This is a genomic window from Gammaproteobacteria bacterium (genome assembly GCA_036381015.1).
Lineage (GTDB): Bacteria > Pseudomonadota > Gammaproteobacteria > Steroidobacterales > Rariloculaceae > ZC4RG20.
The window spans coordinates 17,428-41,112 of record DASVDR010000013.1 but is presented as its reverse complement, the minus strand read 5'-3'; the positions used below and the strand labels follow the sequence as shown (position 1 = coordinate 41,112).

25 protein-coding genes and 1 riboswitch are annotated in these 23,685 nt (G+C 66.9%); of the genes, 16 read left to right on the top strand and 9 right to left on the bottom strand.

Going from position 1 to position 23,685, the window contains the following annotated elements:
* Positions 1 to 38 precede the first annotated feature (38 nt).
* Positions 39 to 977, bottom strand: coding sequence for a LysR family transcriptional regulator (locus VF329_05340; protein ID HEX7080417.1), 939 nt, complete (start codon positions 975 to 977; stop codon positions 39 to 41).
* A gap of 104 nt (positions 978 to 1,081) precedes the next feature.
* Here VF329_05340 and VF329_05335 point away from each other — a divergent pair, with 104 nt between their 5' ends.
* Entirely contained in the window at positions 1,082 to 2,125 is a 1,044-nt protein-coding gene (locus tag VF329_05335; protein ID HEX7080416.1) for an aldo/keto reductase, read from the top strand.
* Here VF329_05335 and VF329_05330 read toward each other — a convergent pair.
* Positions 2,122 to 2,736: a DUF1080 domain-containing protein gene (locus tag VF329_05330; GenBank protein ID HEX7080415.1), complete on the bottom strand. Its 615-nt coding sequence runs from the start codon at positions 2,734 to 2,736 to the stop codon at positions 2,122 to 2,124. The two genes, VF329_05335 and VF329_05330, sit on opposite strands and share 4 nt — an antisense overlap.
* Positions 2,737 to 2,916: 180 nt before the next feature.
* On the opposite strand from VF329_05330, the gene VF329_05325 reads away from it, so the two are divergent.
* Complete coding sequence (locus VF329_05325; GenBank protein ID HEX7080414.1) at positions 2,917 to 4,179, top strand: DUF6152 family protein; 1,263 nt, start codon at positions 2,917 to 2,919, stop codon at positions 4,177 to 4,179.
* A 9-nt stretch (positions 4,180 to 4,188) separates the two neighbouring features.
* Here the strand turns inward: VF329_05325 and VF329_05320 are convergent, their stop codons facing one another.
* The 3 genes from VF329_05320 to VF329_05310 form a co-directional block, all read right to left on the bottom strand.
* Positions 4,189 to 5,067, bottom strand: coding sequence for a hypothetical protein (locus VF329_05320; protein HEX7080413.1), 879 nt, complete (start codon positions 5,065 to 5,067; stop codon positions 4,189 to 4,191).
* Between the two features lie 64 nt (positions 5,068 to 5,131).
* Complete coding sequence (locus tag VF329_05315) at positions 5,132 to 6,109, bottom strand: hypothetical protein (GenBank protein ID HEX7080412.1); 978 nt, start codon at positions 6,107 to 6,109, stop codon at positions 5,132 to 5,134.
* Between the two features lie 33 nt (positions 6,110 to 6,142).
* The gene (locus VF329_05310) at positions 6,143 to 6,523 is read right to left on the bottom strand and encodes a DUF6152 family protein (GenBank protein ID HEX7080411.1); all 381 of its coding nucleotides are present in this window, start codon (positions 6,521 to 6,523) and stop codon (positions 6,143 to 6,145) included.
* A 336-nt stretch (positions 6,524 to 6,859) separates the two neighbouring features.
* On the opposite strand from VF329_05310, the gene VF329_05305 reads away from it, so the two are divergent.
* The 9 genes from VF329_05305 (at position 6,860) to VF329_05265 (ending at position 14,852) form a co-directional block, all read left to right on the top strand.
* Positions 6,860 to 8,395 (top strand): hypothetical protein, encoded by a 1,536-nt coding sequence (locus tag VF329_05305; GenBank protein ID HEX7080410.1) that lies wholly within the window; start codon positions 6,860 to 6,862, stop codon positions 8,393 to 8,395.
* A 5-nt stretch (positions 8,396 to 8,400) separates the two neighbouring features.
* Entirely contained in the window at positions 8,401 to 9,573 is a 1,173-nt protein-coding gene (locus VF329_05300; GenBank protein HEX7080409.1) for a hypothetical protein, read from the top strand.
* A 110-nt stretch (positions 9,574 to 9,683) separates the two neighbouring features.
* Positions 9,684 to 10,262 (top strand): nuclear transport factor 2 family protein, encoded by a 579-nt coding sequence (locus VF329_05295; protein ID HEX7080408.1) that lies wholly within the window; start codon positions 9,684 to 9,686, stop codon positions 10,260 to 10,262.
* Between the two features lie 81 nt (positions 10,263 to 10,343).
* A complete protein-coding gene (locus VF329_05290) occupies positions 10,344 to 10,931 on the top strand; it encodes a nuclear transport factor 2 family protein (protein ID HEX7080407.1) in 588 nt (195 codons plus the stop codon).
* A gap of 77 nt (positions 10,932 to 11,008) precedes the next feature.
* Positions 11,009 to 11,431 (top strand): cupin domain-containing protein, encoded by a 423-nt coding sequence (locus VF329_05285; GenBank protein HEX7080406.1) that lies wholly within the window; start codon positions 11,009 to 11,011, stop codon positions 11,429 to 11,431.
* A gap of 105 nt (positions 11,432 to 11,536) precedes the next feature.
* The gene (locus VF329_05280) at positions 11,537 to 12,208 is read left to right on the top strand and encodes a nucleotidyltransferase (GenBank protein HEX7080405.1); all 672 of its coding nucleotides are present in this window, start codon (positions 11,537 to 11,539) and stop codon (positions 12,206 to 12,208) included.
* A 21-nt stretch (positions 12,209 to 12,229) separates the two neighbouring features.
* Positions 12,230 to 12,478, top strand: a complete 249-nt coding sequence (locus VF329_05275; GenBank protein HEX7080404.1) for a BON domain-containing protein — start codon at positions 12,230 to 12,232, stop codon at positions 12,476 to 12,478.
* Positions 12,430 to 13,257 (top strand): metallophosphoesterase, encoded by an 828-nt coding sequence (locus VF329_05270; protein HEX7080403.1) that lies wholly within the window; start codon positions 12,430 to 12,432, stop codon positions 13,255 to 13,257. Before VF329_05275 ends, VF329_05270 begins: the two co-directional genes overlap by 49 nt.
* An 83-nt stretch (positions 13,258 to 13,340) precedes the next feature.
* Positions 13,341 to 14,852 carry a 4-hydroxyphenylacetate 3-hydroxylase N-terminal domain-containing protein gene (locus VF329_05265; GenBank protein ID HEX7080402.1) on the top strand — a complete coding sequence of 504 codons (1,512 nt, stop codon included), beginning with the start codon at positions 13,341 to 13,343 and terminating at the stop codon, positions 14,850 to 14,852.
* A 76-nt stretch (positions 14,853 to 14,928) separates the two neighbouring features.
* Here VF329_05265 and VF329_05260 read toward each other — a convergent pair whose 3' ends face one another.
* From VF329_05260 to VF329_05250, 3 genes are read right to left on the bottom strand one after another with little or no spacing between them, the layout of a single operon-like run.
* A complete protein-coding gene (locus VF329_05260) occupies positions 14,929 to 15,540 on the bottom strand; it encodes a VTT domain-containing protein (GenBank protein ID HEX7080401.1) in 612 nt (203 codons plus the stop codon).
* A 56-nt stretch (positions 15,541 to 15,596) separates the two neighbouring features.
* A complete protein-coding gene (locus tag VF329_05255) occupies positions 15,597 to 16,055 on the bottom strand; it encodes a cytochrome c (GenBank protein HEX7080400.1) in 459 nt (152 codons plus the stop codon).
* Complete coding sequence (locus tag VF329_05250; GenBank protein ID HEX7080399.1) at positions 16,052 to 17,638, bottom strand: FAD-binding oxidoreductase; 1,587 nt, start codon at positions 17,636 to 17,638, stop codon at positions 16,052 to 16,054. The genes VF329_05255 and VF329_05250 overlap by 4 nt, the downstream gene beginning before the upstream one ends.
* A gap of 249 nt (positions 17,639 to 17,887) precedes the next feature.
* Between VF329_05250 and VF329_05245 the strand changes: the two genes are divergently transcribed.
* The 4 genes from VF329_05245 to VF329_05230 all read left to right on the top strand — a co-directional run bounded on the left by VF329_05245 (position 17,888) and on the right by VF329_05230 (position 22,327).
* Positions 17,888 to 18,697: an RMD1 family protein gene (locus VF329_05245; GenBank protein ID HEX7080398.1), complete on the top strand. Its 810-nt coding sequence runs from the start codon at positions 17,888 to 17,890 to the stop codon at positions 18,695 to 18,697.
* A gap of 125 nt (positions 18,698 to 18,822) precedes the next feature.
* A complete protein-coding gene (locus VF329_05240) occupies positions 18,823 to 19,626 on the top strand; it encodes a hypothetical protein (GenBank protein ID HEX7080397.1) in 804 nt (267 codons plus the stop codon).
* 70 nt (positions 19,627 to 19,696) lie between these two features.
* Complete coding sequence (locus VF329_05235; GenBank protein HEX7080396.1) at positions 19,697 to 20,134, top strand: DUF6152 family protein; 438 nt, start codon at positions 19,697 to 19,699, stop codon at positions 20,132 to 20,134.
* 183 nt (positions 20,135 to 20,317) lie between these two features.
* Positions 20,318 to 20,395, top strand: a riboswitch (cyclic di-GMP riboswitch).
* A 120-nt stretch (positions 20,396 to 20,515) separates the two neighbouring features.
* On the top strand, positions 20,516 to 22,327 hold the full coding sequence (locus tag VF329_05230) for a putative Ig domain-containing protein (GenBank protein HEX7080395.1): 1,812 nt from the start codon (positions 20,516 to 20,518) through the stop codon (positions 22,325 to 22,327).
* A 188-nt stretch (positions 22,328 to 22,515) separates the two neighbouring features.
* Here VF329_05230 and VF329_05225 read toward each other — a convergent pair whose 3' ends face one another.
* On the bottom strand, positions 22,516 to 22,881 hold the full coding sequence (locus tag VF329_05225) for a DUF6164 family protein (protein ID HEX7080394.1): 366 nt from the start codon (positions 22,879 to 22,881) through the stop codon (positions 22,516 to 22,518).
* A gap of 89 nt (positions 22,882 to 22,970) precedes the next feature.
* Here VF329_05225 and VF329_05220 point away from each other — a divergent pair, with 89 nt between their 5' ends.
* Entirely contained in the window at positions 22,971 to 23,684 is a 714-nt protein-coding gene (locus VF329_05220) for a cupin domain-containing protein (protein ID HEX7080393.1), read from the top strand.
* Position 23,685: the final 1 nt, after the last annotated feature.

Here is a 23,685-nt window from a genome sequence, read left to right as displayed (position 1 = left end):
CCCCAAGGGTCCGCCTCACGATCCGCTGCCGGCGCCGCTCATCGGCGCCCGGCCGGTTTCGTGCGCAAGATTCGCTCCCACGGCGGCGTGCCCGCGAGCTCCTTGGCAAGGTAATCGACGAACGCGCGCACGCGCGGCAGCACGAGCCGGCGTTGCGGCATCACGGCGTAGATGCCGCTTTCGGGGAGCGAATATCCCGGCAGCACGATGCGAAGGCGCCCCGTGCGCAGGTCGTCGCAGACATGCCACGTGGAGAGCAGCGCGATGCCTTCACCCGCGAGCGCCGCGTCGCGGATCACTTCGCCGAAGTTGCTTTGCAGGCGCCCCCGCACTTGGACGACGTGCTCGCGCCCGTCCGCGTCGCGCAGCGTCCAGCGGTCGATCGGCCCCTTGCTGCCGACCAGCACGAGGCAGGTATGGCGTGCGAGCGCATCGGGCGTCTTCGGCGTGCCGTGCCGGCGCAGATAGCCGGGCGATGCGCAGAGCACGCGGCGGTTCGACGCGATCTTGCGCGACACGAGGCTCGAGTCCTCGAGCGTGCCGACGCGAATCGCGAGGTCGAGCCCTTCGCGGGCGAGATCGAGCATCTGGTCCGCCACGACCATGTGGACGTTCAGCGCCGGATGCCGGGCCAGGAATCGCGGCAGCCGCGGAGACACGTAAAGCCTGCCGAATGCCGCCGACATCGTCACCCGCAGCGTGCCCGAGATCTCGCGTCCCGCGCGGCCGAGGCCGGCCGTGAGCGCGTCGAGATCCTCGAGCAGCGGGCGGCCCTGCTCGAGCAGCGCGGCACCTTCCGGCGTGAGCTTGAGCCGCCGCGTCGTGCGGTGCAGGAGCCGCACGCCGAGCCTCTGCTCGAGACGCTTCAAGCGCTGGCTCGCGACGGACAACGACACGTCGAGGCTGCGCGCCGCGGCGGTGATGGAGCCCATCTCCGCAATGCGCACGAACAAGCTCAAGTCGTCGAGCCGATCCATGATTCTTCGCGATTTGAAAAGAATGTCTTCCCATGTTGCGGGTTTTTCGGCCGCTCTGTCGAGAGTAGCGTTGCACGCCTCGTCACCATTCTTTGGAGGTCGCCATGGAATATCGCTTGCTCGGAGCGTCCGGCTTCAAGGTCCCGGTCTTGGGTCTCGGGACGGGCACGTTCGGCGGCAAGGGCCCCGTGTTCTCCGCCTGGGGCAACATCGGCGTCGCGGAGGCGCGCCGCCTGATCGACATCTGCTTCGACGCGGGCGTCACGCTGTTCGATTCCGCCGACGTGTACTCGGACGGCGCATCCGAGTCGATTCTGGGCGCTGCGCTCGACGGCCGGCGCGACCGCGCGATCATTTCCACGAAGGTGAGCCTGCGCTCGAGCGACGATCCGAACGCGGTCGGCGCGTCGCGAAGTCACGTGCTGCGAACGGTGGATCGCGCGCTCGAGCGGCTGCGCACGGACTACATCGACGTGCTGCAGCTTCACCATTTCGATTCGCTCACGCCGGTGGACGACGCGATGTCCACTCTCGACGACCTCGTGCGCGCGGGCAAAGTGCGCTACGCGGGCGTGTCGAACTTCTCCGGCTGGCAGGTCATGAAAGCGCTCGCCGCGGCGGATCGCCGCGGCCGTGCCCGAGTCGTCGCGCAGCAGGTCTACTACTCGCTGATCGGCCGCGACTACGAGTGGGAGCTCATGCCGCTAGGGCTCGCCGAGGGCATCGGCGCGATCGTCTGGAGCCCGCTCGGCTGGGGACGGCTGACCGGCCGCATACGGCGCAACCGGCCCGAGCCCCCGTCGCGGCGGCTGCTCGAGACGGCGTGGGCCGCGCCGCCGGTGGACGACGAGCGGTTGTTCCGCGTCGTGGACGCGCTCGAGTCCGTCGCCGAGGAGACGGGCAAGTCGATCCCGCAGATTGCGATCAACTGGCTGCTGCAGCGTCCGACCGTCGCCACGGTGCTGATCGGCGCACGAGACGAGCAACAGCTGCGCGAGAACCTCGGCGCCGTCGGGTGGGCGCTCGATCCGGAGCAAATGGCGCGCCTCGACGAGGCGAGCTACGTGACGCCGCCCTATCCCTACTACCCGTACTGGAATGGGCAATTCGCGGAGCGCACGCCTCCGCCGGTGCCTTCCCGCGCTTAAAGCTCTCGAATCCGCACGTTGCGGAACTTGACCGTGCCCGAGCCGTGCTGCAGCGCGATCGGGCCCGCGGTCAGGCGCGCATCCTCGACGTCGACCAGGTCGCGGCCGTTCAACGTGACCTTCAGGCGATTGCCGACGGCGCTGATCTGGTACCGATTCCACTGCCCGCCCGTGTAAACGAACTGGGACGGCTCGGCGAGATTCACGATGGCTCCGGTCCGGTAGGTCTGGTCCGGCCGGGTGTCGTAGATGTTGACCTCGTAGCACGACGTCTCGTCGATGGACTGAGGGTTCATGCAACGCAGGAAGACGCCGCTATTGGCTTCGGTGTTGACCCAGAACTCGAGCTCGAGCTCGAAGTCGCCGAAGCTCATGTTGCTGACGAGAAAGCTGCCCGTGCTCTCGTCAGCCGCGATTGCGCCGTCCTCGACGCGCCAGTTGCCGTCGCCCACGACGCTCCAGTTGGACAGGTCGGTGCCGTTGAAGAGCGTCAGCCAGCCTTCCGCGTCGGGCTGCGGCCCCCCGCCGCCGCAAGCGCCGAGCAGCGCCAGGGTGATCGAGCCGAGAACCACGCGGCAGCGGCGCCGGAAGGCAATAGTCGTAGTGCGCATAAAAATCTTCCATGCTTGCGTTGTGGCGCAATTATAGAGGACCCGGCTGTCGAATCGACCCGCGGCCGCCGGAGGGCGCGACGGTTGCCGCTGCGGGCTGCGCGTGCCGGCCGCGGCGGCGTCCTCGAAACGCCCCGTACGCGGTAATATTGCGGCATACCACCAAAGGGGGGAGGACCCATGCGGCCATTCATTCGGACCCCGCTCGCGTTCCTGATCGGCGCCGTGATCGCGGAGGCGGCGCTCGCGCACCACGGCTTCGGCACGTTCGTGATGGACAAGGACATCCGGATCACGGGCACCGTCACCGGCCTCGATTTCGTCAATCCGCATTCCTGGCTCTATCTCGACGTCGTCGACGAGAACGGCGAGACGGTCGCGATGCGCTGCGAGATGCGCTCCGCCAATACGCTGCGCCGCTCGGGCTGGACCCCCGATCTGTTCCCGGTCGGCAAGAAGATCACGATCACGGGCTCGCCGGACCGCGACGACCCGTATTCGTGTTACGTCAGCACTCTGATCTTCGACGACGGCTCGAGCCTCGACCGCTACGGCCAGATCAAGGCGCCGGCCGAGATCGGTCAGGGCGAGCGGCCGCTGCGGCTCGCGAGCGGCGAGCCGAACATCTCGGGCGACTGGGCGCAGGAGCAGCGCGTCATGACCGATCCGCGCGGGCAACGCGGAACGCTCGTGCCGCTGAGCCAGGCCGCGCAATACGCCGACGATCCGGAGGCCGCAGGCGTCATCGGCGGCGCGCGCGGAACCGAGCAGGCCGCCCTCCGCGCCGAGGCGCTGCGTCTTGCCGAAGAGGGCGAGTTCGAAACCGCAGCGGAAGCCGAGGCGGCCCTCCGGGCACGGAATGCGGAAAACGGGGGCGGCGAAGGCCGTCGTTTCGGGTTCGGCGGTCCCGAATTGACCGAAGCGGGCCAGGCCGCGCTCGACGCAATCGATCTCGGCGACCGTTACGCGATGTCCTGCGTGTTCACGAGCGTCGTGACGGAATGGAGCGGGGACTCCGGCGAGGTCGTCAACCGCGTGACCCAGCGCGGCGACACGATCACGATCCAATACGGCCGAATGGGCGTCGAGCGCACGATTCACATGAACATGAGCGAGCATCCGCAAAACATCGAGCCGAGCCTCGCCGGTCACTCGATAGGGCGCTGGGAAGGGGACACGCTGATCGTCGATACGGTCGGCTTCGCACCGGGCCTGTTCAACAGCCGAACGCCGCACAGCGATCAGCTGCACGTCGTCGAGGAATTCACGTTCGACACCGAGACGCGGCAGCTTCGACGGAGCTTCGTGGCGAACGATCCGCTCTACTGGACCGAGGAGGAAACGGGATCGAACGCCGTGAACACCTCGAATGTCCCGTATTTCTCGGCACGTTGCGAGGATCTGACGATCGACGAGGACGCGGAGCTCGGCCCGCGCGCCTGAGAAAGGCGCCTAGTGCCGAATCTGCGTGGTGACCTCCTTCAGCTCGGTGTCCGTGCAGCTCCCGCGCTCCGAGATGATCGTCGGGTTGTCGGAGAGCTGCAGGGTCCGCGGGTGCAAAACCCAAGGCTCGACGAGCACCTCCGGATCCTCGACCGTCACTTCGTAGAGCATCTCGTTGCCGGTGCGAGTGAACCGCTCGATCACCCGCATCTCGGTGGAGTGGAAGAAGCCGCCCCGCCCGAACCACGTCTCGTCGGTGAACCCGATCGAGTCGAGGACGAGCGTGTCGCCTTCCCAGCTGCCGACCGTGCGCCCGTAGTACGAGTACGCGTAACGGTCGTCCGGCTCGTGCGCGCTCCCGTCGAGACGGACCATCCGGAACTCGGAGTATCCGCCGCCGCCGTCGAGCCCGCCGCGGTAGAACATGATGATGTCGTCGTCGCTGTGGACGATCCGCGCAGGCGGCCCGTGCCTCGGGATGCCGAGCGGCAGGCAGGTCATGACCGGATCCTCCCGGTTCGTCCACATGTCGAGCGCCTGGACCTTGTCCCAGAGCGCGGGCTTGTACAGCGGCTTGTTCATGTCGAGCCGCGATGACGCCATGAACGTGTAGTCCGCGCTCTGGTTGGTCCACTCCATGCAGTTGTCCTGGAACGGAGTGCACCGCCGGAACATGCCGCCCGCAACGCGCTCCGGACCGCCGGCGACCGTTCGCCAGGAGCCCGAGAGATCGGGCTTGCCGTTCTCCAGCCTCGGGGTCGGCGCCTTCGCCGCGTCCGGGTCCGGACCGCGGAAGCCGAACTGCCCTTGCGACGACGTCGCGATGAGACACAAGAGCGCGCCGAACGACGCGACGAGCGGCGTCTTGACGAATCGCTGTTTCCACATGGGCCGAGATCCTCTACTCGAGCTCGGCCGGCGCGCCCGGGCGGGGCCTCCGGCCGGCGTTGCGTCAGTTCTTCGCCGGGCCCGCCGCCCGCACGCTCGCCGGAACGGGGACGACGACGTACACCTGACCGATTTCGGTCACGACGGTTCGAAGGTCGCGCACGACCTCGCCGTTGCGGCGCTCGACGATCGTGCCGGCATAGAGGGCTTCGATCCTGTGCAGCGGATTGTTGAAGTCCCTGAAGTCGCCGTAGACGAACTCGGTGGTGTCCGATCCGTGCGTCACGACGACGCGCTCCGGCAAGAACTCCTCGCTGAGCGTGGCCGTCGCCACGGCCCCGGGCACACCCGGGATCGGGAACGTGACGGTGGGCCGGTCGCCCTCCCATGACAGCGTGGCCGACCCCTTCACTCCGGCCTCCGCTTGGCGGTCGAGCAGCACGGCCGGGTTCTCGTTGAACGACTCCGAGACCGGCACGCCCGCCGCCGCGGCGATCGCAGCCTTCGGCGCGCCGTGCGGGCTCGCCCAGAGGCGAATCAGCCGCTCCTCGTACGATTCCGGCCGGGGCATGGCCTTGCCCTCGCCCGGGATGATTTCCGCGCCGGGGATGTCCTCGTCCCAGGCGTACTCCGCGCTGAGGGTCTCGATGTTGGAATACGTCCGGCCGTCGGGGAGCGTGCACTCGATCTGCGCCCGGTAACCGGGAATCCGGTAGTTCGCGCTGATGCGATATCCCGCCTTGCCGAGCACGCCGGGCTCGGCTTCGACGTAATTCGTCAGCGTGCAGGGCTGCCCGTCCACCTGAACCGTGCCCTCGGCGCGGTACTCGAGCGTCTCGACGAGCTCGTGCTCGGCCTGGCCGCGGAGCATCCCCATGTGCCAGGTCCAGTTGAAGAGCACCGCCTTCATGTCGCGGGCGCCGGGCTCCGGCGTGTAGAGCGGCTCCCCGCGCCCGAAGCCCTGCGCGCCGACGGGCGACGCGCCGGTCACCGCGACGGCGACGGCGAGCGCGCACGCCGCGGTCGTTCCTCTAAAGGACATCACTCCCCCCAAGGCGCCGGCGAGCTCCGGCGGTCAGTCGATTTCGAGATTGAACTCGCGATCTGCGAGCTCGAGACGCCTGATGAACCCGGCAGGGTTGCCGTTCCTCGCCGGAAGGATCGTGATCTTGAGGTCCTCGCCGGGCTTGATCGAGTCCCGGTTCACGCCCGCCCGCGTCAGCACCTGGATGGAGGCCGTGGTCAGCACCCAGGTCGTGGTCGTGCCGTCCGGGTTCGGCACCGCGAGCTCGAGGTTCGAGTGCGGATTCCTGAAGTTCAAGTTCGTGAGCGTGCCCTCCAGGACCACCTCTTTGTTGAGGTCGTACACGCTCGCCACGGCATGATGCGCGTGCACTTCGGCGCCGACCATCAGGAACCCGCCCAGCGCGGCCCACCGAACAGCCCATCTATTCATGGCAGCTCATCCCATGTTGAGGTTGCGCGCCCCGATCGTAGCAATGGGCCCATGAAGCGGCAAGAATTTGTTGCATTCGGGACGGCTGTGCCCAAGGAGCGACCGAGGCGGCAATCATCCGACATAACAGCGAAAATCAGCCGGCCGCCCGCGACTCGCCGGCCGATGGAGAACGCATTCCGATCTCGACTTTGCGTTCTCGGAATTGCGTAGCTCTTTGATTTGACAACACTGCGGGTTCGAAAAGGCCGTGCGGGCTCGAGGCGACCTTTCCATTGCCGAGCCGCCGATGGAAACTTGTGCTCCTATAACAACGATAAAAAGAGGGGGGTGGATATGTTTATCGAGAAGGCCTCCTTTTTTGCTCGAATACTCCTTACGGCGTCGATTCTGAGCCTCGCCGCGTGCGGCGGAGGCGGCGGCGGAGGCTCGTCCGGCGGTTCGACGGGCGGCGGCTCGGGAGGCGGCGGTTCCGGCGGCGGCTCGGGGGGCGGCTCTTCGGGCGGCAACGTCGTCGCTCCGGCGCAGCTCGGTCCGAGCCTCGGCCAGGCGCTGTTGGGGCCGATCGTCGATGCGACGGTCGAAGTCTATGACGCCGAGCATTTCGACGGCGTCTCGGTCTGCAGCGTAACGACCTCGTCCGAAGACGCGCCGGAGGGGCCGGGCGTCATCGACCTCGGCTCCTGCCCCATCGACGAAAGCTCGGTCTACTTCCTGGTCGTCGAAGGCGGAGTGGATATCGACGCCGACGACGACGAGATCGTCGACTCGACTCCGACACCGAAGGAAGGCTCGTTACGAGCCATCATCTCCGGGCAAGACATTCTTGCCGGAAATTTTCGCATCAACATCGTCACGGAGATCGCCTATCAAAGCGTTTCCGACGCTCTGCTCGGAGGGGCGGACCAAGAGGAAATCGTCCGTCGCCTCGACGGAGTGGCGAAGCAGCTGTTGAGCGAAGATCTCGACGGCGACGGCATCGTCGACAACGACGATCTCCTCGGCTTTTCTCCGGTCGTCCACGAAGACTTCCTTGCAGGCGCATACGAGCCGCTTTTGGACGAGATTCTGGCCGCGATTCTGTCCGGCAACGGCCACGAGCTGACGAAGTTGTCACGAGAGCTGCTGCTTTCCACCCTCGGCGAATACGACTTCGTGGATCTGCTCGAGGAGGCCTATCAGAACCTGCTGATCGCCGACTTCATCGTCGAGAATCAATTGATCTATGCGGCGGGCTACGAGGCCGATTCGCCCGAGAACGACTTGAAAATATTCGTCTTCGATGCCGCGGATTTCTCCGCCGTGTCGCTCGTCGGAACGTATTCCAACGAGAGCCTGGCGGCCAACCCGCAAAGCGCGGGGCTCGACATGCTGAAGGTCGGCGACTTCCTCTACGTGGCCTCTCCGGGTAACGGGCTTTTCGTTATCGACGTTTCGGATCCCGCCGCGCCGGACGGCTCTTTGCTGTTCGAAGGAAGCCGCTTCACGGCGCTCGCCGCCGGAGACGGCTCCACGATGTACATCGGCTACTCCGACGAGAGCGGTTCCGCGACAGGGATTCATGTCGCCGATATCAGCGATCCTGCGAACCCCGAGATCGTGAAGACGATCGGTAGCGCGCCGGCGTTCGATATGCTCTACGAAGAGGGCATTTTGTACGTCTACGGCCCCGGCATCGCCGTGCTCGACGCCTCGTCGGCCGCCGACCTTTTGCCCATGGGCAATATTTCGTTTCCTACCGTCAGCGACAGGAATATCGCCTACAGCAACGGCTTCATTTACGCCCCTATCAGCGATACCGCCGCGGACCTCCAGGGAATGACGATCGTCGACGTGCGCGACCCGCAAACCCGCAGCGTATCGACGACGTAGCGGGCATGGGCTTCATCACGGAGATCGCCGTTCACGAGCAGACGCTTTATGCCACGGCTTCTACCGGCTCCGGCTCCGATTTCAGCTACATGCTCGTTTCCTTCGAAATCGGCACCGACGGCAAGCTGCAGGTGATCGATTCTCGATCTTCGCCGGTCGCGTTCCATCTGCAATACGAAGACGGCAGAGTGTATTTGGCCAGCAGCCTCCAGCTCACCGCATACGACGCAGACGCGCTGAACAACAAGACGGACCATTTGGCCTTCGTCGCCACCGACAAGTCCGCGAATCTCGTCGAGGTCGTCGACGGCGTCGCCTATGTGGCCAACGACACCGAATTGCTGGCGATCGATGTCGCCGATCCTGCCGGCGCGCCGGCGATCCTCGACGGCGTGGACGTGATCGACTGGATCAACGACATGCAGATCGTCGACGGCTACGCGTACCTGGCGAACGCGACCGAAGGCATCAAGATCGTCGATATCAGCGACCCCGCGGATCTCCGGATCGTCGGCAGCAATGCCGAGCTGATTCGTTTGGAGGTGGACGGACAAGAAGTTGTCCGAGAAATGGTGGCGATAGCCGTGCAGGATTCGACGGCCTACACGGTCATAGGCGGGTTCCCCGACGTGACGATCGGCGTATTCGATGTCGCCGATCAAACGGCGCCGAGCGTCGTGCACGACGCGCCCTATCCTTTCCCGCTTGAAGACATCGCCATCAATGGCACCACGCTCTATGGAGTGGCTACGGGGCCGGAAAGCCGGGCCTTCTACACGATCGCCGCCGAAAACGGGCCGGAACACTTGGCGACCATGGACCTGCTCGCGAGGGCCTTGGAGCTCGAGGGGAGCTACGTCTACACGACGTCGGACACGGCGGGCTTATCGATATTGAACGTCGCGGACGCGAGAGACCCGGTCTTGTTCGGCGGTACCCTGAGCCTCGGTATCGGCAACGCCGTTTCGGTGGCGGGCGATGTCGCATACGTCGCCAACGAATTCGGCATGGTCGAGGTGTACGACATTCTCGACAAGACGCACCCTACGCTGGTGGGACAGTACCCGATCAGCGGCGTCGTCAAAGATGTCTTCGCGACCGACGAATACGTCTATGCAGTGAACGGGTTCGGGCTGGTCATAGAGCCGGCGGTCCATCTGCACAGCGCGCTTCAATAGCTTCGCATCCAGCATCTTACGCGCGGCTCGCCGCCAGGCGGGACGCGCCGAGCCTCGGCCACTTCGTTTATGATCTGGAGGAGCACATCCGGATTCGGGAGGATACGACCATGGCTCGTTTACCACGCATGAAGACGCTCGCGCTGCTCCCGCTGTTGCTCGTTGCCGTCGGCGCCCAGGCCGCGCGCTACCCGGAAGGCTATGCCGACGACCGCGCCGCCATCGTCGACCTGCAGGCTCGCTACGTGATGGCCATGGATTATTTCGACGCCGACGGCTACGCCGCCGTGTTCGCGGAAGACGGCGTGCTCGACTGGGCCCGCGGCATCGTGGAAGGCCGGGAGGCCATCCGCGAGTTCATGGCGAACGGCACCTACGATCTCACCCGCGGCGCCGCCGAAGCGAAGACACCCGACGGGCGGAACTGGCCTTCCACCGTGCGCCACCTCATCACGAACCAGGTCATCGACGTCGACGGCGACACCGCCAGGGCGGTGACGTACTGGATACAGTTCAACAACAACGCAGACCGCCGGAAGGTGGAGTGGATGCTGTTCGGCTCCTGGTACGACGAATTCGTGAAGATCGACGGCGAGTGGTTCTTCAGCCTCCACAGGATTCACAACGAGGGCAATCCGAGAACCTTCACGGCCGGGCAAGACAACCCCGTGAGGCAACTCGACGAGTGACGGGCGTGCCGAGCTTGTGCGAGCGTCGGCAAACGGGGTAAAACCGGCTGCAGCCGTTCGAATAACGGGAGGAGAATCGCCATGTCGAGTCGTTCATCGGCATCCAAGGTAGCCGGCGCGGCCGTGCGCGCTTTCGCGGCCGCAGCGGCCCTGTCACTGTCGAGTGCGCCGGCGCCGGCACAGCAGGTGACGATGGAGACGCTCCTGGACCGCATCCAGATCGAGGATCTCCTCACGCGCTACTACTACGATCTCGCGCAGGGCGAGAGCCACGCCCTCTCCGAATACTTCACCGAGGATGCGCTGCTCGACGTCGACGGCACGATCGCGAGAGGCCGTGAAGAGATTGCCGCGCTGTACGAGCGGCCCGACTCGGACGAGGACAGCGCGAGCGACGAGCCGCGCCCGCACAACCACATGCTCCTCACGAACCCGGTCATCGAAGTGCATGGCGATATCGCCATTGCCCACGTGATCTGGACGGGTGTCATGAACGAGGGCGTCGGGAAGCCGCCCCGGCTCTACGAGCAAGGCCGTGAGGACACCGAGCTCGTCAAGCGCGACGGCAAGTGGCTCATCAGCCGCCGCTACATCAGCTCGGACAGCGGCTTGCCGGACCGTTTCGACGCCACCTACAAGCCGCGCGACAACCCGCTGGGCGACCGATAGCCGGCCGGCGGTCCTCTCCTCTGGGAGGACCGCGCGATCGACAGCCCGCTCGCAGTCCTCTTGAAAGGAAGGTAGCCATGCCGCAGCCGCTCGACCCGATGCAAAACTACCTGCTGCTCGAAACGGACGGCACGGCCGTGACGCTGCCGGGCGGCGAGACGTTCTGGAAGCAGTTGATGTCCGGCCGCCCCACCGATCCGGGCGTGCAGCGCCTCATGAATGCCGTCCACGGACGGCTGCTCTCGCTGTTGTCGATGGACACGACCTGGACGAGCTGGGAGATGCATCCCGCGGGCGACGAGATTCTGTTTCTGGTCAGCGGCGAGCTCACGCTCGTGCTCGACGAAGACGGCAACGAGCGCTGCGTCGAGCTCACGGCCGGCAAGCTCGCGATCGTGCCGAAAGGCGTGTGGCATACCGCGCGCCTGAGCAAGCCGTGCGTGCTGCTTGCGCTGACCGACGGGCTCGGCACGCAGCACCGGCCGCTCGCCGCAGGCTGATCGCGCGATCCCTCTGTAAGCGGATACGCCGGCAAATCAAGTGGATAGGCCGGCGGCGCGCCTTCCGGCACGCGCTTTGCAAGACTGCGTGCCGAGGTACGCGCCATGGAACGCAAGCACGCGGTCGGCATTCCGCTCGAGCGTCTGGCCGGCTGGGATCCCGAGAGCGAGGAGCAGCTGCGCTGCACGCAGAACGGCGCGTTCGAGCAGGTGCTCGGAGAGGTCGTCGCAGCGATCGAGCGGGCCGGCGTCCAGTACGTGCTGATGGGCGGCATCGCGTCGACCGGGCTCGGCAGACCGCGCTGGACGCACGACATCGACGTCTTCGTGCGTCCCGCCGGCGCCGATGCCGCGCTCGATGCCCTCGCGCAGGCGGGCTTCGAGACCGAACGCACCGATCCTACGTGGTTGTTCAAGGGTTTCAAGCACGGCGTGCTCGTGGACGTGATCTTTCGCTCGACCGGGGGCTTTTACCTCGACGACGAAATGATCGCGCGGTCGGTCGAGCGCGAGTTCCTCGGGCATCGCGTGCGGCTGATCTCACCCGAGGATCTGCTGGTCATCAAGGCGGCCGTGCACGACGAGCAGGGACCGCGGCACTGGCACGACGCGCTCGGCGTCATCGGCGTGAGCCGTCTCGACTGGGACTATCTCCTCCGGCGCGCCCGAAAGGCGCCGCGCCGCGTGCTGAGCCTCTTGGTGTACGCGCACTCGCTGGACATGAACGTCCCGAACCAGATCGTGCGCGAGCTGTACCGAGAGATTTATGAAAGCTGAGGGCGACAGGAGCCGCGCACGATGGAAGCGAAGCACCTGGTAGGCCGCATCCGCGAGGCGTTGGCGACCGACCCGCGGACCAACGTGCTGGACGTCACGATCAAGGTCGCGGGCGGCAAGGCCTTCATCATCGGCGAGGTGACGTCGGACGAGCGCAAGCAGGCGGCGCGGAAAGTCGTCACCGAGGTGCTGCCCCCGGATATCGAGCTGGTCGACGAGCTATGGATCGCGAAGTACGACGAACCGGGAAGACCGGAGACGCTGGGCTAGTGCGGATCGCCGCCGTCGGCGACGTGCACGTCGGCCTCGACATGCGCGGCGAGCTGCGCCGCTCGTTCTCCGCGCTCGGCCGGCATGCCGACGTGCTGCTGCTCGCCGGCGACCTGACGCAGCACGGCTCCCGAGAGGAAGGGAGGCTGGTGGCCGAAGAGGTGGCGGAGGTCGGCATACCCACGGTCGCCGTGCTGGGCAATCACGACTACCACCAGGATGCGCAGGACGCCATTCGTGCGGACCTGGAAGCGGTGGGGGTGACCGTCCTCGAGGGCGAGAGCGTCGTGCTCGAGCTCGCGGGGCACCGCGTCGGCATCGCCGGGGTGAAAGGCTTCGGCGGCGGTTTCGCCGGCGCCTGCGGCTCGGAGTTCGGCGAGCTCGAGATGAAGGCGTTCATCCGCCACACCAAGGACAAGGCCCGCCAGCTGCTGCACTGTCTGAAGGCGATTCAGTGCGACGTCCGCGTGGCGTTGACGCATTACGCGCCGACCAAGGACACCCTGCTCGGCGAGAAGCTCGAAATCTACCCGTTCCTCGGTTCCCACCTGCTCGGCGAGGCCGTCGACGAGGGCAAATGCGATCTCGCCCTGCACGGCCACGCCCATCACGGCTCGGAGCGCGGCATCACGCCGGGCGGCGTGCCGGTCCGCAACGTCGCGAAGCCGCTGATCCGCAGCGCCTATCAGCTCTACGCGGTGCGCACGCACGAAGATCGGGAGGCCGCCTCGGCGCGGGCTTCGGTCAGCGATGACGAGCTGACGTCCACTCCCGTCTAGTGTAGCGTCCCCCAACTCGCGATCTCGGTTGTAAACTGCTCGCGAAGCCGGCCTATCGGGGTTAGGATCATCCGCGAACGGAGATGAAAGCAGAGCCACACGCGTCGAGCGACGAGCTCATGACGGGCGAGGCCTACCTCGCGAGCCTTCGCGATGCGCGAGAGGTCTATCTCTATGGCGAGCGCGTCGACGACGTCGCCGCGCATCCGGCGTTCCGCAACTCCGCGCGCTCGCTCGCGCGGCTTTACGACGCGCTGCACGACCCGGCCGAGCGCGAGCGGCTGACGACGGTCGACCGCTTCGGCATCCGCACGCACCGCTTCTTCACGCCGAGCTACTCCGCGGAGGAGCTGCTCGCGGCGCGCGAAGCGATCGCCGCGTGGTCGCGCCTCACCTACGGCTTCATGGGCCGCACGCCCGACTACAAGGCCTCCTTCATGGCGACGCTCGGCGCGAATCCCGAGTTCTACGCGCCGTTCGACGAGAACGCGCGGCGGTGGTATCGCCGCTACGCCTCGCAGGGTCTCTTCCTGAACCACGTGCTCGTCAATCCTCCGGTCGACCGCAACAAGCCCGTGCACGAGGTCGCCGACGTGTATTTGCACGTGGTCAGGGAGACGGATGCGGGCGCGATCGTGAGCGGCGCCAAGATGCTCGCCACCGGCTCCGCGCTGACGCATGCGACGTTCGTCGCGCAGAACAGCTCCGTGACGCTCGAGGCGGGCAAGGCGGAGGACTACGCGCTCGTCTTCATCGCACCGCTCGACACGCCCGGCACGCGGCTGCTGTGCCGCGCCTCCTACGAGCAGAACGCGCACAGCCCGTTCGATCATCCGCTCTCGAGCCGCTTCGACGAGAACGACGCGGTGCTGATCTTCGACGAGGCGCTGATCCCCTGGGAGAATTTTCTCGTTTACCGCGACGTCGAGCGCGCCAACGCGTTTTATCCGGCGTCCGGGTTCTTCAACCGCTACAACCTCCAGGCGGGCACCCGGCTCGCCGTGAAGCTCGAGTTCATGACGGGGCTCCTCGCACGCGGCCTCGAGATGAACGGCACGGACCAGTTCCGCGGCGTGCAGGCCGCGCTCGGCGAGGTCGTCGCGTGGCGGACGATGCTCTGGGCGATGACGACCGCGATGTGCACGGAGCCGCAGGAGGGCCCCGGCGGCTCCGCGATCCCGCGCGCGGACTATGCCGCGACGATGCGCGTCTTCTCGACCTCGGCGTGGCCGGCCGTGAAGGCGATTTTCGAGAACGTGCTGGGCGGCGCGCCGCTCGTCACGCCGTCGGGGTGCGAGGATCTCCTCGACCCGTCGCTGCGGCCGCTGATCGACCGCTACTACCGCGGCACCGGGGCCTCCGCGCTCGATCGCGTGAAGCTGTTCAAGCTCGTATGGGACGCGATCGGCACGGAGTTCGGCGGGCGCCACGAGCTCTACGAGCGGAACTACGCCGGCAACCACGAGCAAGTGCGAATGGACGCGCTGAAGTTCGCGCGCCGCACCGGCGCGCTCGACCGATGCATCGAGCTCGTCGACCGGTGCCTCGCCGACTACGATCTCGACGGCTGGAGCGCGGACACCTGGCGCACGTGATTCGGCCTGCGCGCTCGGCGAGCACCGCCGGGCGTCGGCCGCCGCGGCACCCCCGCTCCACACCTCTCGGCCGCGCTCAGCGGCCGAAGAGATCGAGGGCGGCCTCGAGGACCGATGCGCCGCCGAAAATGTAGATCGCGCAGACGAGTCCCTCGCCGATCGAGATGCCGAGCAACGTCTTCCACAGCGAGATGCGCAAGACGCTGCAGACGTAGACGATCAGGTCCGACGGCGTGAACGGCGCGGCGCCCCACAGGCCGATCACCGGCAGCTCGCGCTTCTCGAGCAACCCGGCCAGGCGCTCGACCTGCTCCGGATAATGGTTCCTTGCAAATCGATCCGAGCCGACGATGCGGGCCATCCCGTAAACGATCGCGGAGGAGGTACCCACCGCCGCTTGGTTCACGAGGAACAGCGGGAGCGGCGGAAAGACCAGCACGCCGGCCAGCAAGATCGGCGTCAGCGGAATGAACGTGAAGCCGCGCAGCGTGGCGATGACGAAGTAGACGAGCAGCCCGGTCTCGAGATTTCCGGCGAAGAGCTCGCGGAGCCGACGCGGGTCGAAGAGCTCGGGCGCGAAGAGGTAGAAGGACAGGCACACGGCGACGAAGGCTGCCCACGTGCAAACGCCGTAAACATTGGCACTTCCCGGCTTCGCCCTCTTTGCATCGACTCGCTCCGCGTCCATTCAATGGTCTCGTCACCCTCGAGCAGCGCGGCATTGTAACCGTGATCGCGCATCGATCACTCCCCGGCCCCGGCTCGGTCCCTCGTCAGGTACGCCGCGAGCGCCTCGAGATCCTCGTCGCTGACCTCGGTCGGGCGGAAGAACGGCATCGAGCGCAGGCCGTCGCGCACGACGGCTTCGATGTACTCCGGCGTGAGATCCGTGCGCCTCTCGAGCGCGGCGGGCAGCGCATCGCCGTAGCGGTCGCGCAGCGCCTGCGTCCCGGGCATCGACGGCAGGAATCGCGGGCCGAAGGTCTCCTCGGGAATCTCTCCGTGGCATGCGGCGCACCGCTGGTCGAAGACTTCCCGGCCGCGGCGCTCGAGCGGATCGCTCGGCGCCCCGTCGCGCTCGGCCGGCAGCGGCGACCAGGCGGAGTCGGCCGACGAAGCGGGGTCCGCCGAGACGGCCGTCACGCCGAGCCGCCCGAGGAACCCGATCGCGGCGATCGCGAGCAACGGGCGGCGCGCGCTCATGCGCGGTTCCCCCGCAGATGCCGCGGCCATATGCCGTAGCGGCCGGCCGAGAGAATGCCGTTCGGGTCGAGCGCATCCTTCAGCGTCTCGTTGAACCGCATCAGCGCGTTGTTGTTGTACGAATAGGTCGCCATCAGCTGGTCCATGAACGCGGCATGGGCGCGGTAGACGCCCCACCCGCGCTCGCCGGAGATCCGGATCAAGCGTGCGTAGAACTCCCGAGCCCGGGCGTTCTCTTCCTTGTCCGATGTCAAGCTGATGCCCTGGAACATGATGAACGCGCGCGTGTGGTAGCTCATCGCGAAGCCGAGCGACAGCGGGATGCCGGCGTCGCGGTACTCGCGCAGGTACACCTTGTGTGCCTCGAGCAGGGCTTCACCCGAGTGCGGCAGCATCGGCGAGGTATCGAGATGCCCGGTGCTGCCCTGCTGGCTCGAGAAAACGCTCAAGCTCGGCACACCGAAGGAGCCGGGATCGCCGAGGCGGCGGATCTGATCGTCCGTGAGCGGAAAGCGGATCACGTCGCCGTCGTCGAGCTCGATACCTTCGATGGCACGCAACCGTTCCTTCACGTATGCCCATTGCGCCTGAATCACGCTGAGCGGACCGTAGAACCGCAGCTCCGTTTGCCAGAAATGCGTTCCGAGCGAGGCCGCGTAGTCGTCCCACTCGGCGGCCGAGCCGCCGTTCGGGCGGTCGAGCAGCGCCGACTTCCTCTCGTCCATCGGGCCCGTGAACACGGGGCTGTTCAGCGAGAACAGGCAATTCACGATCCCCGAGTACTGAAGGTGCGCGAGGGTCCGCACGAGCGGAATGACGTCATCGTGGCGCCGAGCGCGGATCGATCCCGTCATCGAAGCTTCGGGCTCGGGCATGAGCCAAAAGCCCATCTTCGTGACGATGCCGTAGTTCGACTGCGCGAACAGCCCGTCGGCGAGCGGGCCGGCGCCGTACGGAAACGCCTGCCAGTTCGGGCCCGCGTTCGGCAGCGCGCCCATCCCCGTGCGCAGCACGTCGCCGTTCGCGAGCACGACCTCCATGCCGCAGTGCGCGCCGAAGTGGTCGCGGTACGGCAGCGGCGTGCGCCCGGCGCCGCGGTCGAGGGCATTGCCGATCGGGCTGCCCCACCCCGGGTCCGGGCAGTCGATCCAGAGCTTCATGCCGCGCTCGCGGATGTAGCGGTAGAGATCGAAGTAGCTCACGCCCGGCTCGACGAGCGCATAGGCGAGATCCTCGTTGACCTCGATGATCCGGTTCATGCGCTTCAAGTCGAGCACGACGCTGCCCGAGTACACCGGCGCGGAGCCGCCGTAAGCGAGATTGCGGCCGGTCGAGATCGTGTAGAGCGGAATCGAGTAGCGATTCGCGATGCGCACGATCTTCTGCACCTGCTCGACGGTCGTCGGTGCGACCGCGGCCGACGCGTATTTCTCCTCTTCCTCGCCGCGCAGCGGAGAATACGCGTCGCGGTAGGTGTCCATCGTCTCTTCGTCCGTGAACACCCACTCCGTGCCGACCACGTCGGCGAACTCCGAGATCGCGGCTTCGAAATCGGCCGCGCTGACTCCCGGCGGTGTGGCCATCGCTCGTTCCCCCCTACTCCTCGCCGCGGAGCACGGTTGCGCCGCTCGGCGATGCTCGGATGCTATAAGGGGGCCGGTGCCGCCTCAAGCGCACAGGCGTCGATCGAGAACTCGAGCGTGCCGGCGCGTCGTAACCCGCTGTTCCCTTGCGCATTGCGTTCTCCCGATCCTGCTCCGCAACATGCCGCTGTGGGGCGGCCGCAGTTGGCGCATCATTACTCGGACAGGCTCCCGGGTATCATCACGGCCATGCAAGCCGCCGAACGCGAGCTCTCGCCGATCGCCGATTCGACGTTCAAGGCGCGTGCGCTCCTCTTGGGCGAGCGGCTGGATCTCCGCGCGTGGAAGGCCGTGGACGCTCTGACGACCAATCCGCTGACCGTGAAGGTCCGAGGAGGCGGCGTCGCCACGCTGTACCGCCACGGGGTCGTCGTGCTGTTCGGCGTTCACGGCGCGGAGGAGGCGGCGTTCCTCGCGCAGCTCGAGCCGTTCGTGATCCATCCTTACCCGCAGCCGGAGATCGAGGAGCTCGATGCGCGCATCGAGGGCGCGGAGCGGGAAGGCCTCGCCGGCGGCGTCGTGCTGCTGGCCGACGCCGGAGTCGAGCGCCTGCAAGTGCTCGCGGACGTGCTGAGCAAGAGCGTCTTGCTTTCGCTCTACGAGCGAAAGGTGGCCGGCGAGTTCGACCGCATCGAGCCCCTCGCCGCCGAGCTCGGCAGCTCCGGCCGTATCCCCCGGCACAGCAAGGAGCTGCTGAAGATGATCGGCTCGATGGTGCTCGTCGAGCAGCGGATGGTCGGCCGCGCGGAGATCGCGGACAAGCCCGAGATCCTGTGGGACAACCCGTCCCTGGAAGCGCTGTTCGTGAAGGTCGAGGACGAGTTCGAGATTTCGGCGCGGCATGCGGCGCTCGAGCGGAAGCTGAACCTGATCGCCCAAACGGCGCAGACCGTGATGCAGCTCCTCTCGAGCAAGCATTCGCTGCGGGTCGAGTGGTACATCGTGATTCTGATCCTCGTCGAGATCGTGCTGACGCTGTACCAGCTGTTCCTGCGTTGAGCCCGGGGCGGGGCCTCGCTCTTCCGCCCCCCGAGCCCCGCTCCCATTGCCCGGCGCGACCGGTTACCCTTAATGGGCCCGAAGTTGTAGAGTGCATCGTGCCGAACCCCGGGGGAACCAGAGTAATGCCGCCAAAGCTACGCGCGATCTGCAAAGCCGTCCCTTCCGCCGCCGCCATCCTGGCCTGCGCCGCCGCCTCGGCCGCGGAGCCCGAGCATCCCGACTTCACCGGCCTCTGGACGGCTTACCGGGAGCCGGGCCAGCAGCGCACGTCCGGGTTCGGCGGCCCGCGGGCCGATCTGCCGCTCACGGAGGAGGGCCGGCGCCGAATCGAGGAATACCAGAAGCTTCTCGGCCCCGAGAGGGCGAACCCGGCCGCCTACTGTGTCGACTACGGCGTGCCGACGATGATGGAGCTGCCCGGCGGCTATCCGATCGAATTCATCCAAAAACCCGATCAGCTCACGATCATCTACGAGGTCGAGAACGAAACGCGCCGAATCTACATCGGCGACCGGCAGCTGCCGCCGGATCGGCGAATCCCGAGCCGCGCCGGGTACTCGCAGGGGCACTGGGAAGGCGACGTGCTCGTCGTCGAGACCACGGACTTGCTCGATGGCCAAGATCAGGCCGCGCATCCGCACAGCGACCAGGCCACGATCCACGAGCGCTTCTCGCTCGGAACGGACGCGAACGGCACGAAGATCATCACGTACGAGGCCGCGATCGTCGATCCTATCTACTACACGGAGCCGGTCAGGATCGAACGCAAGTATCAGCCGCTCGAGGACGGCTTCATCCTCCCGTACCGCTGCCCGGACGAGTTCTGGTACGAGCTGATCGAGATGCGGCGCGAGCAATTGCGAGCGGGCGAGCCGGTCGACGCCCGGATGAGCGACGTCTATGAAGCCCGCGAAGCGAAGGAATGACCCGGTATTTCTGCGGCGCACGATCGGATCGCGCGCATAAAACGAGGAGACTCCCATGTTGTCGGCAGCCATGAGAACAATCGTCGTTGCAGTCAGCGCTCCCGCGCTCTTGCTTTGGGCCGTCGCCGCGGCCGCGCATCACTCCGCGGCGCAGTTCGACTTCAGCAAGCGGGTGACGATCGAAGGCGTGGTCAAGGAATTCAACGTCAGGAATCCGCACACGTCGGCCATCGTCGAGGTCACCGACGAGAAAGGCACTCGCGACGTGGAATACGAAGGCCACAGCGCAAGCCACTTCTATCGTGCGGGCTACACGCGCGACATGGTGAAGGCCGGCGACAAGATCGCGATTCTGATCGCGCCGCGCGGCGACGGTAAGGACGGCGGCTTCATCCAGGCGTTCACCGTGAACGGACGCACCGTGGGCTTCGGCGGGCTGTCGCCCGAAACGGGCGAGCGCGTCGACGGCGCGTCGGGCGCCGGCGCCGCTTCGAAGTCCGGCGACTGATCTCCGCGAGCACACGCTAGAACCGGCTCGATCGTCCGGTTCCTAGTCTTCGCGGCGCGCGCGAAGCTTTCACGCCGCATCGCGCGCGCCGCGCTTCTCTCATCCCGCCTCTCCGTCTCGCTCTCGCGACAGTTGGAACGTTCTCTCGTCGACTGCTACAACGTGATCGACGGCTCGTTCAGCGACTGCTAAAGGCAAACCGATCGCGAGGTCGGGACGCAAAGCCTCCGGTCTTTTGGGGAAGACAGCGGGGCTGCCGGTCGAGCAGAAGGCTTCGGCCTCATCCGATCGCGCCCGGGCACCGCCCGGTGCAGGCTTTGCGACTCCCACTGCCGGCCCTCTTCGTTCCGGTTTGCCGACAACGAAAAAGGAGATACCGGCATGAACCTGGGAAGGTCCTTTCTGCGCTTCGCCGCCCCTCTTTTTCTCGCGGCAACCCTCTCGAGCTGCGGCTCGGATGAAGACGACTCGTCGGCCTCGATCGGGCCGGAAACGGAGATCGAGACGGCACTGAGCGGCAGCGTCGGCGACGGGCCGATCGTCGACGCCGAGCTTACCGTGATGTCTCGAAGCGGCGCGACGCTCGAGAACGCGGTCAGCGACCAGAACGCCGGCTACAACATCCGGCTCAAGGCGAAAGGCAAGCACTACCCGCTCGTCGTCGAAGCGCGCGGCGGCACCGATCTCGTCACGAACCGCGCGCCCGACTTCGTGCTCTACACCGCCTCGGCGAGCCCGGGCAGGAAGTCGGTCGCGAACCTCAATCCGTTCAGCACCCTCGCGGTAGCGACGGCGCAGCGGATGAGCGACGGTCTCAGCGAGTCGACGCTGTCCATCGCCCTCGAAACGGTCGTCGCGGAGCTCGATACCGGCCTTCGGCCGCTCTCGGTGTTCAACCCGATGAAGACGCCCGTCGACGACGACGATCTCGCGATGATCGTGAAGGCGTCGGAGACTCTCGCCGAGATCCTGCGCCGCACGCAGACCATCGCGCTCGCGGCCGATCCCGAGCTCACGGTCGACGGCGTCGTCGCGGCGCTCGCGGCGGATCTCGTCGACGGCGCGCTCGACGGCGAAGGCGCGGACGGCAGCAGCCCGCAGATCGCGGCGACCGCGATGGTCGCGAGCGCTCAGGTCATGATCGAAGCGATGACGAACGAGCTTCGCGTCGACGGTCGAGTCGTGACGCCGGTGCTCGACGACGTCGTCGCCCGGCTCGCGTCCGGCGACGCTCCGGAGCTCACGGACGCACAGCCCGTGACCGCGCCGATGATCGCGCACGCGCGGACGGGCGTCGCCGCCGCGCGTGCCGTGGCGGACTCCGCGTCGCTCGAGACGCTCGCCTCCGCGCTCGACGCGCTCGACGCCGGCACGCCGGCGAGCGAAGCAGCCGACGTGTTGCCCGAAGACGCGCCCGCCGCGCTCGATCCCGCGCTTGCCGCGATGGCGAGCGCCTCGGACACGACGACGGCCGCGGCGATTGCCGCGTGGGCGTCGCAGGACGGGGGCTCGTCGGAAGACGACGGCTCGTCGGACGACGGCTCGTCGGACGACGGCTCGCAGGACGACGGCTCGGCGGATGACGGCTCGACGGACGACGGCTCGCAGGACGACGGCTCGTCGGATGACGGCTCGAACCCCGACCCCGAGACGAATACGCCGCCGGTCATCTCGGGCGCGCCGGCCACGTCCGTCGTCATCGGCTCGTCCTATCGGTTCGAGCCGAGCGCGAGCGACGACGACGGCGACTCGCTGACGTTCGAGATCCAAAACCTTCCGGAGTGGGCCGAGTTCGACACGGCCACCGGCGCGTTGACCGGCACGCCCGACGACGGGCACGTCGGCACGTATTCGGACATCGTGATCAGCGTGAGCGACGGCGAGGCGACGGCCGAGCTCGAACCGTTCGCGATCAGCGTCGAAGCGGTTGCGAACGGCGCGGCGACGTTGAGCTGGACCGCGCCGACGGAGCGGACGGACGGCAGTCCGCTGACCGACCTGGCCGGCTATCGCGTGTATTGGGGGACCGAGTCCGGGAACTACACGGAGTCGGTGGAGGTCATGAGTCCCGGCGTCACGACGCACGTCGTCGAGAACCTGGGCCCGGGCACGTACTATTTCGTGATGACCGCTGTCGACTCGAACGGCCTCGAAAGCGAGTACTCGAACGAGGCGTCGAAGACGATCGAGTGACGCCAATGGCGGCGTCCCGGCAAGTGCCTATACATGGTGCTTGCCGGGACGCTCGCGCACGCCAGCCCAGCGCTCACTCCGTTTGCGCTGCGGACCCCGGCCAGGGACGCGCGCGAGGTAACCAACACACGGCGTTCCCGGCAGCATCATGTATCGGTGTTTGCGGGAGACGATCCTCGCCCGCCGCGTCACCCGGCCAACATCAGCAAAGGAAGCACCAGCAGCAGCACCGCAAAGGCGATGCCGAGCAGCACCACGGCTGCTCGCAACGGACTCTCGCGCACCGCGGCCCACACCGTCCCGACCTTGCCTTCGCGCAGCGCCGCACGGTGCTCGGCACGCGCCTTCGACCAGCGTTCGTGGTGGTACTCGATCAGCACCCGCTCGGCCTCCGCGAAGTCCTCTCGACGGCGGATCCAGATGCCGCCGCCCGAGACGCCCCAGAAGCTCGGCTCGGTTTCGTAATACGGGATCTGCCGCGCCTCGAGCAGCGCGCGAATCTCGTCCGCCTCGTCGTCGGGGACGTTGCGCAGATTCATCAGCAGCTTGGGCATGCCCGAGATGATAGCGGACGGCGTGAGGTACGCGCGCCGGGGCGCGCGCGGTAGACTCGACCTCTCGATCGCCGCCACGGAGGCGCGGGATGGAATCGATCAACGGCGACTTGAGCGTGATCGCCACGGCCGACACGCGCGCGATGGACTGGACGCCGAGCCCGAGTCGGACGGTCTGGCGCAAGCGCGTGCATCTCGTCGGCCCGCCCGAGTCCGGTCAGGTCACGTCGATCGTTCGCTACGAGCCCGGGGCGACCTTCCCGGCGCACGACCACCCGGAGGGCGAGGAGATTCTCGTTCTCGAGGGCGTGTTCTCGGACGAGCACGGGGACTGGCCGGCCGGCACGTTTCTGTTGAACCCGGAGGGTTTTCGGCACGCGCCGTTCTCGCGGGAGGGCTGCGTGCTGTTCGTGAAGCTCCGGCAGTTCCCGGGGCGCGACCGCGAGCACGTCGCGATCGACACCGGCGAGCTCGAGTGGCAGCCCGGAGCGAGCCCCGACGTCGACGTGAAGCTGCTTTACGCACAGCAGGGCTTCAGCGACTCGGTCCATCTCGAGCGCTGGCAGCACGGCGCGGCGCTCGGCCCGACGACCTATCCGCAGGGCGCCGAGATATTCGTCCTCGACGGGGACTTCGTCGACGAGACGGGCGAGCACGGCCGGTATGCGTGGCTGCGGCTGCCGGCCGGCGCCACGCACACGCCGTTCACGGCGACCGGCTGCACGCTCTATGTCAAGCGCGGCGGCCTCGCGTACCTCCGCGACGGCCGCGACGCGAGCAAGCGCGACGATTCGAGCGGCTGAG

Excerpts from the sequence above, each read along its gene's own strand:
- VF329_05340 (HEX7080417.1), bottom strand. The coding sequence starts at position 977 with ATGGATCGGCTCGACGACTTGAGCTTGTTCGTGCGCATTGCGGAGATG.
- VF329_05335 (HEX7080416.1), top strand. The coding sequence starts at position 1,082 with ATGGAATATCGCTTGCTCGGAGCGTCCGGCTTCAAGGTCCCGGTCTTG.
- VF329_05330 (HEX7080415.1), bottom strand. The coding sequence starts at position 2,736 with ATGCGCACTACGACTATTGCCTTCCGGCGCCGCTGCCGCGTGGTTCTC.
- VF329_05325 (HEX7080414.1), top strand. The coding sequence starts at position 2,917 with ATGCGGCCATTCATTCGGACCCCGCTCGCGTTCCTGATCGGCGCCGTG.
- VF329_05320 (HEX7080413.1), bottom strand. The coding sequence starts at position 5,067 with ATGTGGAAACAGCGATTCGTCAAGACGCCGCTCGTCGCGTCGTTCGGC.
- VF329_05315 (HEX7080412.1), bottom strand. The coding sequence starts at position 6,109 with ATGTCCTTTAGAGGAACGACCGCGGCGTGCGCGCTCGCCGTCGCCGTC.
- VF329_05310 (HEX7080411.1), bottom strand. The coding sequence starts at position 6,523 with ATGAATAGATGGGCTGTTCGGTGGGCCGCGCTGGGCGGGTTCCTGATG.
- VF329_05305 (HEX7080410.1), top strand. The coding sequence starts at position 6,860 with ATGTTTATCGAGAAGGCCTCCTTTTTTGCTCGAATACTCCTTACGGCG.
- VF329_05300 (HEX7080409.1), top strand. The coding sequence starts at position 8,401 with ATGGGCTTCATCACGGAGATCGCCGTTCACGAGCAGACGCTTTATGCC.
- VF329_05295 (HEX7080408.1), top strand. The coding sequence starts at position 9,684 with ATGGCTCGTTTACCACGCATGAAGACGCTCGCGCTGCTCCCGCTGTTG.
- VF329_05290 (HEX7080407.1), top strand. The coding sequence starts at position 10,344 with ATGTCGAGTCGTTCATCGGCATCCAAGGTAGCCGGCGCGGCCGTGCGC.
- VF329_05285 (HEX7080406.1), top strand. The coding sequence starts at position 11,009 with ATGCCGCAGCCGCTCGACCCGATGCAAAACTACCTGCTGCTCGAAACG.
- VF329_05280 (HEX7080405.1), top strand. The coding sequence starts at position 11,537 with ATGGAACGCAAGCACGCGGTCGGCATTCCGCTCGAGCGTCTGGCCGGC.
- VF329_05275 (HEX7080404.1), top strand. The coding sequence starts at position 12,230 with ATGGAAGCGAAGCACCTGGTAGGCCGCATCCGCGAGGCGTTGGCGACC.
- VF329_05270 (HEX7080403.1), top strand. The coding sequence starts at position 12,430 with ATGGATCGCGAAGTACGACGAACCGGGAAGACCGGAGACGCTGGGCTA.
- VF329_05265 (HEX7080402.1), top strand. The coding sequence starts at position 13,341 with ATGAAAGCAGAGCCACACGCGTCGAGCGACGAGCTCATGACGGGCGAG.
- VF329_05260 (HEX7080401.1), bottom strand. The coding sequence starts at position 15,540 with ATGGACGCGGAGCGAGTCGATGCAAAGAGGGCGAAGCCGGGAAGTGCC.
- VF329_05255 (HEX7080400.1), bottom strand. The coding sequence starts at position 16,055 with ATGAGCGCGCGCCGCCCGTTGCTCGCGATCGCCGCGATCGGGTTCCTC.
- VF329_05250 (HEX7080399.1), bottom strand. The coding sequence starts at position 17,638 with ATGGCCACACCGCCGGGAGTCAGCGCGGCCGATTTCGAAGCCGCGATC.
- VF329_05245 (HEX7080398.1), top strand. The coding sequence starts at position 17,888 with ATGCAAGCCGCCGAACGCGAGCTCTCGCCGATCGCCGATTCGACGTTC.
- VF329_05240 (HEX7080397.1), top strand. The coding sequence starts at position 18,823 with ATGCCGCCAAAGCTACGCGCGATCTGCAAAGCCGTCCCTTCCGCCGCC.
- VF329_05235 (HEX7080396.1), top strand. The coding sequence starts at position 19,697 with ATGAGAACAATCGTCGTTGCAGTCAGCGCTCCCGCGCTCTTGCTTTGG.
- VF329_05230 (HEX7080395.1), top strand. The coding sequence starts at position 20,516 with ATGAACCTGGGAAGGTCCTTTCTGCGCTTCGCCGCCCCTCTTTTTCTC.
- VF329_05225 (HEX7080394.1), bottom strand. The coding sequence starts at position 22,881 with ATGCCCAAGCTGCTGATGAATCTGCGCAACGTCCCCGACGACGAGGCG.
- VF329_05220 (HEX7080393.1), top strand. The coding sequence starts at position 22,971 with ATGGAATCGATCAACGGCGACTTGAGCGTGATCGCCACGGCCGACACG.